At 58.7% G+C, this 770-nt stretch carries 1 pseudogene; it reads right to left on the reverse strand.

Features of this window, described 5'->3' with window-relative positions:
* Positions 1 to 229: 229 nt before the first annotated feature.
* Positions 230 to 436: pseudogene (locus IX761_RS26990) on the reverse strand (MFS transporter); the annotation flags it as partial.
* Positions 437 to 770: the final 334 nt, after the last annotated feature.

Consider the following 770-nt stretch of genomic DNA (forward strand, 5'->3'; position numbering starts at 1 on the left):
GAGTACGTGGTTACATGGCGACCACCGAGAGAACGATGTAAGTATCGCTTCTTGGCGTCCGTTGTCAGGGGACAGGCCCATGCCTACTTTTTCCAAGAAAAAAGTAGGCCGCCGTAAGGGCGGAAAGGTGAATGAGCGTCACCCTCGCCAATGGATATTCACCCAATACCAACACCCACACCCTAACTGCTCGACCTCGACCTCGACCTCGACCTCGACCTAGTCGCTTTCACCGTACGCTGGCGAGCGCAGTACTACCGGAACGCGAAACCCGCAACGCCACCACACTCCCGATCACGATCAACCCCGCCAACGCATACAACGCCGCATCGGTCGAGCCCGTCTGGTCCTTGATGAACCCCACCAGGTACGGGCTGAGGAACCCCGCCATCTGCCCCACCGAGTTGATGATCGCCAGCCCCGCCACGGCGGTGCCTATATTGGCGCTGCTGTCGCTGGTTGATTATTGTGTTGGATATCAAATTGCATTCGCCGGCAAGCCGGCTCCTACGGTGTACGAACTTTTAATTGCACACCCCGCCCGTAGGAGCCGGCTTGCCGCCGTAAGGGCGGAAAGGTGAATGAGCGTCACCCTCGCCAATGGATATTCACCCAATACCAACACCCACACCCTAACTGCTCGACCTCGACCTCGACCTCGACCTCGACCTAGTCGCTTTCACCGTACGCTGGCGAGCGCAGTACTACCGGAACGCGAAACCCGCAACGCCACCACACTCCCGATCACGATCAACCCCGCCAACGCATAC

Origin of the sequence: Pseudomonas sp. UFMG81, assembly GCF_015354575.1 — a bacterium.
Classification (GTDB): Bacteria; Pseudomonadota; Gammaproteobacteria; order Pseudomonadales; family Pseudomonadaceae; genus Aquipseudomonas.